This is a genomic window from Microcystis sp. M44BS1 (assembly GCF_020244875.1).
Classification (GTDB): domain Bacteria; phylum Cyanobacteriota; class Cyanobacteriia; order Cyanobacteriales; family Microcystaceae; genus Microcystis; species Microcystis panniformis.
This window is the reverse complement of sequence record NZ_JADBVM010000082.1, coordinates 24,000-32,881: the sequence shown is the minus strand read 5'-3', so window position 1 is coordinate 32,881 and position 8,882 is coordinate 24,000. Positions and strand designations below refer to the sequence as shown.

General features: G+C 42.6%; 11 protein-coding genes. 4 read left to right on the top strand and 7 right to left on the bottom strand.

The window, feature by feature from the left end:
* Positions 1–2: 2 nt before the first annotated feature.
* Together IM515_RS05620 and IM515_RS05615 are read right to left on the bottom strand one after the other, a co-directional pair.
* Entirely contained in the window at positions 3–290 is a 288-nt protein-coding gene (locus IM515_RS05620) for a shikimate dehydrogenase (RefSeq protein WP_287630310.1), read from the bottom strand.
* Positions 291–504: 214 nt separating this feature from the next.
* Complete coding sequence (locus tag IM515_RS05615) at positions 505–714, bottom strand: hypothetical protein (protein ID WP_287630309.1); 210 nt, start codon at positions 712–714, stop codon at positions 505–507.
* Between the two features lie 232 nt (positions 715–946).
* Here IM515_RS05615 and IM515_RS05610 point away from each other — a divergent pair, with 232 nt between their 5' ends.
* From IM515_RS05610 to corA, 3 genes are all read left to right on the top strand, one after another.
* Entirely contained in the window at positions 947–1,240 is a 294-nt protein-coding gene (locus tag IM515_RS05610; protein WP_002759475.1) for a hypothetical protein, read from the top strand.
* A 254-nt stretch (positions 1,241–1,494) separates the two neighbouring features.
* Positions 1,495–2,772 carry a recombinase family protein gene (locus IM515_RS05605; protein WP_287630308.1) on the top strand — a complete coding sequence of 426 codons (1,278 nt, stop codon included), beginning with the start codon at positions 1,495–1,497 and terminating at the stop codon, positions 2,770–2,772.
* A gap of 91 nt (positions 2,773–2,863) precedes the next feature.
* A complete protein-coding gene (gene corA, locus IM515_RS05600) occupies positions 2,864–4,024 on the top strand; it encodes a magnesium/cobalt transporter CorA (RefSeq protein ID WP_287630307.1) in 1,161 nt (386 codons plus the stop codon).
* Between the two features lie 59 nt (positions 4,025–4,083).
* On the opposite strand, the gene IM515_RS05595 is transcribed toward corA, so the two are convergent.
* The 4 genes from IM515_RS05595 to IM515_RS05580 all read right to left on the bottom strand — a co-directional run bounded on the left by IM515_RS05595 (position 4,084) and on the right by IM515_RS05580 (position 6,387).
* A complete protein-coding gene (locus IM515_RS05595) occupies positions 4,084–4,260 on the bottom strand; it encodes a hypothetical protein (protein WP_002769835.1) in 177 nt (58 codons plus the stop codon).
* 333 nt (positions 4,261–4,593) lie between these two features.
* A complete protein-coding gene (locus tag IM515_RS05590; RefSeq protein ID WP_287630306.1) occupies positions 4,594–5,103 on the bottom strand; it encodes a tetratricopeptide repeat protein in 510 nt (169 codons plus the stop codon).
* A gap of 108 nt (positions 5,104–5,211) precedes the next feature.
* Entirely contained in the window at positions 5,212–5,724 is a 513-nt protein-coding gene (locus tag IM515_RS05585; protein WP_287630305.1) for a hypothetical protein, read from the bottom strand.
* A gap of 177 nt (positions 5,725–5,901) precedes the next feature.
* Positions 5,902–6,387 (bottom strand): allophycocyanin subunit alpha-B, encoded by a 486-nt coding sequence (locus IM515_RS05580; protein ID WP_002769830.1) that lies wholly within the window; start codon positions 6,385–6,387, stop codon positions 5,902–5,904.
* Positions 6,388–6,619: 232 nt separating this feature from the next.
* On the opposite strand from IM515_RS05580, the gene IM515_RS05575 reads away from it, so the two are divergent.
* Positions 6,620–7,405 (top strand): slipin family protein, encoded by a 786-nt coding sequence (locus IM515_RS05575; RefSeq protein WP_287630304.1) that lies wholly within the window; start codon positions 6,620–6,622, stop codon positions 7,403–7,405.
* A 46-nt stretch (positions 7,406–7,451) separates the two neighbouring features.
* On the opposite strand, the gene gorA is transcribed toward IM515_RS05575, so the two are convergent.
* Positions 7,452–8,804 carry a glutathione-disulfide reductase gene (gene gorA / locus IM515_RS05570; protein ID WP_287630303.1) on the bottom strand — a complete coding sequence of 451 codons (1,353 nt, stop codon included), beginning with the start codon at positions 8,802–8,804 and terminating at the stop codon, positions 7,452–7,454.
* Between the last annotated feature and the right edge of the window lie 78 nt (positions 8,805–8,882).

Genomic DNA, 8,882 nt, shown 5'->3' with positions numbered 1-8,882 from the left:
TTTTAAGGATTCGGGATCGATCGCACCAGCAGAGTCAGAATACTGGTTAATACTGCCACTACCACGGGAATAATCAACGATTTTGCTCCCTTAAGGTCAGAGACATCCTGAATTAAAGCGTCCTGTGTTCCCTCTACTTTTCCCAATCGCCTATCAATAATCTTGAGTTCGGTTTTCACCTCCGCCATATCTACTTTGAGATCAGCGAAATCTTTCTGTAAAGAGTCTAATTTTTCCGTGATATTTGTCAGGATAATTTCTAGGGAATTGGTGACGGGGGATTGACTCATCTGAATTTCCGGGAATATTCGATCGCCTATTAATATTGTAGCTGTAGGTTGGGTTGAACGATAGTGAAACCCAACAACCGAGGATTTATGTCGGGTTTCGTTGCCTCAACCCGACCTACAAATTTACTAAAATCCATTTTTAATTTAATTATAACCAGCTACTTATCTGTCACCAATACCCAATTATTTTCTATACATTGAGCAGCAATCCATTTCACCACTCATTGACATCTACCTGACGACATTCTGTTTTAATGGCTTGTTGTAGTTCTTCTGCCTCTGAATCGCTTAAAATGCCTGAAAACTTGGACAGAGGATGACTGTTGCCTGTTGCCTGAACTCGATGTAAAAAATCTAACACGGTTTCTATTAGATCATCAGGTGCTTGTTCGAGTTCTTGAATTAATTGTTGACGATGGTTCATAGACAGTCTTAACGAGTAATACAGTAAATGTGATGGCTACCTTGAATTCTCAATGACGTTCTCAAATTTTGGCAAACTTTTTCCCAGAAATAGATCTTAATTGACTCATCTGAATTTCGGAGATTATTCGATCGCCTAGTAATATTGTAGGCTGATAATCGTTATTGGTAATTCTGCCATCTTTCGGGAGTGATAGAATGCGAAGTATCCCCCGCAACAAGGAATTTAGTTTATGAGTCAATCGGGAGAAACCGTCACCTATTCCCTAGAAGCCATCCTGACGCGGATCGAGGGAAAGATCGATCGAATCGATGATCGCCTGACAAAACTAGAGGTAGGACAGGCAAAATTAATCGAGAAAGTCGAGGGAATGGATAAGCGGTTAGAAAGGCTAGAAAACGAACAATCGGGGCTAGTTAAGGATATATCCGATTTAAAAGGGGCGAAATCGCTGATTATCCCCGTAACCGTCGCGATTATTACCGCCATACTCACGGTTTTCCTTCGCTCTTTACCCTCTCCCTAGACGAATCGCGCCCGGCCTAGAAATTGCCAAGTGTAGCGGAACGATCGCCAGCTGGCGGGGGTTAGGGAGATGGGCAGAAATTCCTTTTCCATTCGCCCGCAGGTAAGCTGTTGACTATCTAAATTACTGGTTAAGACTGTCTATGAGCGCCGGAGTTGGGGGCCGGGTCGAGGAAGTTCGAGCATTTGTACTAAACTTTTCAGGACGCGGTTTAAAGGCAGTACAGCTTATCTATACCAGGATTTCGGCAAAACATGAAAATTATCGCCTACACCTATACTAACCCCCTGCTTGATAGTCCCCCCGATGACTCGATTTGGGCCTATTCTCCCGAACAAGTGTATCAGGATTTTGGCGATCGCTCACAACGGCAGCAACTACTCCGCGATTGTCAAGGGACTCCCCCCCGACTGCTGATCCTGCGTCGCCTAGCAGAATTGGGAGACAATGGCACGGAAGTTAGCAAAATTTTACAATCCTTAGAAGCCCTCGACATAGATATAATTGCCCTAGAAGACCCAGATTATAAGCTGAATTTTGCCAAGATTCTGCAAGAAATATCAAAAAACGAACTAAGTAACCGTTTAAAAGCAGGTCACGCTCACAATCGTCTGCAAGCTTTACCTCCCCCCGGAAAAGCACCCTACGGTTATCGTCGTGGCAAGGAGCGTTATATACTCGATCGCAGTACCGCACCGGTAGTCAAAGACTTTTTTGATCGCTTTTTGATTTCTGCTTCCCTGGGTTCCACGGTGCGCTATCTAGAAAAACGCTACGGCAAAAAGATATCGATAGCTACTGCCCATAAATGGCTGACCAATCCCGTTTATCGCGGCGATTTGTGCTATCTCGGTCAAGATATTATCCCCGATACCCACACCCCGATTATCTCCCGGGAGGAAGCAGCCCAGATCGATCGCATCCTGAGAAATAATCGCAAATTACCCCCCCGCAGTGCCAGCGCCCCGCGTTCCTTAGCGGGTTTAGTCGTCTGTAATCAATGTCAATCGGGGATGACGATTACCAAAGTGACAGCGCGAGGAAAAGGCACAGAATACCTCTATTTGCGACCTTTGCAATGTCCCCGGACAAAAAAATGTTCGGCGATCGCTTATGAAAAAATTCTTCATAGCACAATCGAGCGCATTTGTCAAGACCTACCGCCGACGATCGCTCAGATATCTTTACCTGATTTAGAGGCGATCAAACGGGGAATGAGCGAGGAAATAGGGCAAAAAAACGATATTTTGTCGCAATTGCCCTCCCTAGAAGCGGCGGGAATTTTAGATCAAGAAACGGCTAATCTACGGGCCTATAAACTGAAAAACGAGATCGCACAGATTCAAGGACGTTTAGACCAATTACCCCCCGATAACCTGACTATTATCGCTCGTGCCGTTGCTTTTCCGCAATTTTGGCGAGATTTATCGGAAATCGAGCGTCGTTTTTATTTTCGCGAGTTTATCCGTCGCATCGAAATCGAGAGAGAAACGGCTAATAATTGGCATTTACGTTTAATCTTCGTTTTTTAACAATCTTGGACAATCTTAAAGTTAGCTAAAAATTGCGATATTTTTGAGCGATTAATGCTAAGAAAAAGGCAAATAGCGATCGATCTCAACTATGAGCAATAACAAAAGATTAATCAGGTATAAAAAAGGGCGAAAATCCTCCAGGACAAAACCCCACCTTTACGATTATCACTATAACCAACCTGGGACGATGCCGGGGTTAATCACCATCGATGAAAATGCCGTTGCTACGGAGATATTTTTAATTAATTATAACCCCCAACAAGCCACTAGAGTTAATAATCTCCTACCGAAAGACTGTCTTAAATATTTATCCAATGATTCCATCTCTTGGATTGATATCGTCGGTTTGGGTAATGAAGATAAACTGCAAGAGTTGGGGGAAATTTTTCATTTGCATCCCTTAACCCTTGAGGATATAGTCAGTATTCCCCAAAGACCAAAAGTAGAAGAATGCGAGAATTATATTTTAATTATAGTGCCAATGGCCATCCTAATCGATCATCAGGGTTTTTTGTTAGAACAAATCAGTTTAATAGTCGGGAAGAATTATGTTTTAACCGTGCAGGAAGAAGGACAATACGATTCTTTAGAGGGAGTTAGGGAAAGAATCCGTTTAAATAAAGGTTCTATCCGGCAGCAAAAATCAGGTTATTTAGCCTACGCAATTTGGGATGCTATTATTGACGGTTATTTTCCTGTTTTAGAGTCCTACGGAGAAAGAATCGAGGAGTTAGAAAACGAAATTTTAGCTAGTCCCACAGAACAGACTTTATCACAAATTTACCAACTACGTCAGGAATTACTCTCCCTGCGACGAGCAATTTGGCCGCAAAGAGACACTCTCAATGCTCTTTTGCGCGATGAGTATATTCTTATCGATACAACGATTAAACCCTATCTAAGGGACTGTTATGACCATGTGGTACAAATCCTTGATGTTATCGAAAATTACCGGGAATTTGCCAATGGTTTAATGGATTTTTACCTGTCTTCCGTGAGTAATAAAATGAACGAGATTATGAAAACTTTAACGGTAATCTCGACGATTTTTATCCCTCTCACCTTCATTGTCGGTATTTACGGCATGAACTTTAATACTGATAAATCTCCCTATAATATGCCCGAATTAGAATGGTATTGGGGCTATGTGTTCGTCTGGGGATTGATGCTAACCGTTGCTTTCAGTTTAATCATTTTCTTTTGGCGACGCGGCTGGTTTAAGAACCTATCGACAGGGAAGAAAAGATAAACTGTGAAGCAGATTAGGCGGATTCTATGGCATTGCCGGCATCTAGCAAGAGAAAATGGCTATTGCAGAGAAATCAATAATTTAGTGTCGGCGGTATTTTTTAACACTTTCAGTTGATGGCTTCTCATTTTGTCCAACCAACTATAGTGCTGGTTGCGACATTGATAGACGATATCGATGTCACCAATCTCTGACTTAATCTGAGCCAAGTAGTTTTCTAGTTCGCTAATTTTCATAACCTATCTCGCTTGCGCTGAAGGACACCAACCCTAAACCAAGAATTATCGCTAAAGGATAGGGGTGACTACAGTTACTATTATAGGCCGATCATAATTCCTAAAAAAGTTCTTATCTAACAAAGTTAGCTAATGTCAGGGTTAGATGATATTGGCGAAGTTTCTTTCTAGTCGTCTAGGGGGCAGCACCATCCCTAGGCAAACGGGCTAATTTACCGAAGAAGGGCCGCAGTAATGCCCAAGCAATGTCGATAATCGCAACAAGTCAAGAAATAAAAAATTCTCGATATTGTCTTTCACTTCGCCCAACTTCGATGATTAATTCTTTTTTCATTACTTTTTAGTCCCTGGAGGTGGCTGTTTAGAAGCTGCCGCAATCGCTTGATTTAAACGAGTTAATTCTTCCTTAAACTTCGGTTCTTGGGGATAGTTTTTGACTAATTTTTCTAGGAGACTTTTCGCTCCAGAAACGTCTTGAGTTTGTAATCTTGTTCCATAAAGAACTAGCATAACTTCCAGATTGTCGGGATATTTTTGATATAATTTTTCTAAAGGTTCTCTAGCTCCGATAAAATCTTTTAACTGTAGGCGAGCTTGTGCTAGTCCTTGCAAAGCAGTGGGGTTATCCGGTTCGCGTTCGAGAATTTTCTCGTAACCTTTGACCATTTCTTGTAATTTTTGGGTGGGAATAGTTGCCTCTTGCCCGGGTTGATTGCCTTGGGGGGAATTAGAATTATTATTTTTCAATAAGCCTAAAGTTGGCACCACCATTAAAGCCAGAAATACTAAACCAGAGGAAACAATTAAGACTCGTTTGAGGGTATCGTTATTTTTTTTTGGCATACTTTTTAAAGATTAGAGATAAGCAATTTTGTAGGGTGCGTGTTTGCGGCGATAACCTTGGAATGAAAAACCAAAATTAGTAATCCGCACCCCACGCACCAGATAAGATTAATCAGTAGTCACTCGATGAAATTCGTGACCCCAAAGATGATAAGCCCAAATTCCCAAGCCAAAACTACCTAAGCAGAGGATGGTGAGCATCAGGAAAACTTGCCACCTATTGTAACCTGCTTCCTGAAGTTCTAGACGACCGAGGATAGTAGCGGCTAACAGAATTAAAACTCGACTAAATACCGCCCACTTGTGGAAGATAAAGACTACCGCCAAAGACCAGCCGAGAATTGATAATACAGCGCTAATATCGTTTTTAAACCAACTGCGGAAAAATAGCGGCATTAAGTGACTAAACAGAGTTAATCCTAGGGCAATTAAGAGGATAACCCCTACCGCTAGGATATAGATGATGATTTCTAGCCATTCGCTAGTGAGAGTCCAATTCATCTCATCACCGCGGGCAAGTAACCAATCACTCCATGATAAACGCTCCTGGGCGATCGACCAGCCAAACAGCCCATAGACTGATGGAATCAGAAAGGTAAGTAGTACAATGCGCCAAAACATAATCAGTTATCAGTTATCAGTTATCAGTTATCAGTTATCAGTTTTGAGTTATTAGTTATCAGTTATCAGTTATCAGTTATCAGTTATCAGTTAACTGAAAAAAGTCAAGCCTGAACCCTGAAAGAGGGGAAAATTGCCCCTTTTCAGACTTCAGGCCCGTGGAGTTGCCCCGATCGCTTAGGACATATACTGGATGATAAAGTCGAAGTAGGGGGCTGCTGCCACGGCATCTTCTTGAGTCAAAAGAGCTAAAGCGGCCTCTTTGAGACAACGAATCGCTTCCACCATGCCGGGGATGGGAACATTAAGAGAGTTATACATCTCTTTGACCCCGATCAGGCCGGTTTGTTCGATCGGACCTTTATCTCCGGCTAATACCCCATAGGTAACTAGACGCAGATACCAACCATAATCGCGTAAGCATTGATTATATTGACGCTGACCGTAGGCATTACCCCCCGGCGCTCTATAATCGGGACGTTTCTTGAACAGTTGTTTTTGAGCCTGATCGACGATTTTTTTCTCATTTTCAGCGAGAGTCTCGGCAATGCGAATTCTCTGCTCACCGGTTTTTAAAAATTGCCCGATACCCTGTAGTTCACCACTACTAGGATAACGAAGTTCGTCGTCGGCTTTGAGGATGACTTGGCTAACTACGCTCATAATATCAAGGTAAATTCTGATAACATTCTGTAGTTTATCTCAGGTCGGGGTCTGGAAGTCGAGTCATCCCTGCTGGTTAGGCAATTCCTAAAAATTGTAATATTTCGTTATGAGTTTCCCCGACAGCCCGGTTACTGTCTAGAATGAATGTATTAGTGGTCAGGAGCGAGGAGATGGCAATTGAGATGTCACCGCACACCGATTAACTTGAACCCGATAACTGGTAATTAATATGGAATTTTTAGCACCCTTGCTGTTGGTAGCGGGCATTCTGGGGTTAAATGGCTTTAAAATCGATCGAGAATACCAGCGTGGTGTTATCTTTCGCCTAGGTCGTTATCAAGACACCAAAGGCCCCGGACTGTACTGGATCATTCCCCTAGTTGACCAAAAAATGCAGGTGGATATTCGCACCAAAACCGTCGATATCGCCCCGCAGGAAACTGTCACCGCCGATAATGTCACAATTAAGGTTAATGCGGTTCTCTACTATCGCATTATCGACCCGGGCAAAGCGATTAATAAAGTCGAATCCTATCCTGCGGCCGTTTATCAAGCAGCCATGACCACTTTAAGAAATGTAGTTGGTCAAAATCATCTCGATGATGTCTTGCAAAAACGAGACAAAATTAATCATGCGGTTCAACAAATTGTCGATGAAATTAGCGAACCTTGGGGCATTGATATCGAACGGGTGGAGATGAAAGATGTGGAAATTCCCACCGGTATGCAGCGAGCTATGGCCAAGGAAGCGGAAGCATTGCGAGAAAAACGGGCCCGTTTGATTAAAGCTGCCGCAGAACAGGAAGCCTCCCTAAAATTAGCGGAAGCTTCCCGATTAATCATGGAAAATCCCGCCGCTTTGGAATTACGCCGCCTACAAATGTTAACGGAAATTGGAGCGGAAAATAACACCAGTACCGTGATTATGCTTCCCTCCGATATCTTAAATCTGGCTCAAAAATTAGCCGAAAAACCATCACAAAATGGCTCAATTGTCAATAGCCAAAAGGGTTAATTTTCTCAGGTGTGTTAGGTTGGTTTAACACACCTAAAATTGTTAATTAACGCATGGTGACGAATTCCTCGGCAGCACTGGGGTGAATGCCGACAGTGGCATCAAAATCGGCTTTTGTTGCGCCCATTTTTACGGCAATGGCTACTCCTTGAATAATTTCGGCGGCGTGATCTCCTACCATGTGCGCCCCAAGGATTTTACCACTTTCCTGATGGACAACTAATTTCATCAAAGTTTTGTCCTCTCGGTCTGGTAAAACATTGTAACCAGGGCGGAATTTAGACCGATAAACTTTAATTCCCGTGTCACCATATTGTTTTTTTGCTTGCAATTCTGTTAATCCCACCGTCGCCGCTTCAGGAGTAGAAAATACTGCCGAAGGAACATTTTCATAACTCATTAACCGGGGTTTATTACCGAAGACTGTATCGGCAAAAGCGCGCCCCTCATTAATCGCCACGGGAGTTAAATTAATTTTATCGGTGCAATCGCCCACAGCATAGATATTATCTTCGCTGGTTTGGCTATACTCGTTGACGACAATTGCCCCATTTTTTACCTCGACATTGACATTCTCTAAGCCCAATTTTTCCAGCTTAGGAATTCTTCCCGTAGCGGCTAAACCTAGGGCATCAACAAATAAGATTTCTGAGGTTTCTTTCCCCTGAATATGTACCTTTAACCCCTCGTCAGTTTTCTCGATCGAAGTGGGGAAAGTTTCGGGCATAATTTTAATTCCCTGACAGATCATTTCCGCTTGAATCTCATCGCGGATATCCTCATCAAACCCTCTTAAAATCTTGTCTTTACGGATTAACTGCACCACTTCTGTCCCTAATCCGTGCATAATACCAGCAAATTCTACCCCAATATATCCTGCCCCTAAAACTATAATTCTTTTCGGTTGTTCTGGCAGTTGAAACATAGCATCAGAAACTACCGTATGTTCGATCCCCGGAATATCGGGTTTAACCGGGTGTCCCCCCACGGCAATTAAAATTTTATCGGCAGTAATTTTCTCCTCTCCCACCTCTAGGGTATGGCTATCAAGAAACTTGGCATAATTAGGAAAAATCGTCACTTGAGAATTATCGAGCATCTTTTGATAAATGCCATTTAAACGGATAGTTTCCTGATTAACGGCGCTAATTAATTTTTGCCAATTTAACTGACTCTCTACTGGACTCCAACCGTAACCTTCCGCATCCTTAAATAGTTGCGGAAAACGACTAGAATAAACCATTAATTTTTTGGGAATACAACCGCGATTAACACAGGTTCCTCCCAAGCGATCATATTCTGCTAATCCCACTTTTGCCCCGTATTCGGCTGCCCGTCTAGCGGTGGCAATACCCCCAGAACCACCACCAATCACGAATAAATCAAAATCATAACTCATAAAAATATCCTCGCGAATGTATAGAAATTTGACGGAATCAAGAAACTTTCTGGGCAAAAAAGGATAGAGAATATCTCG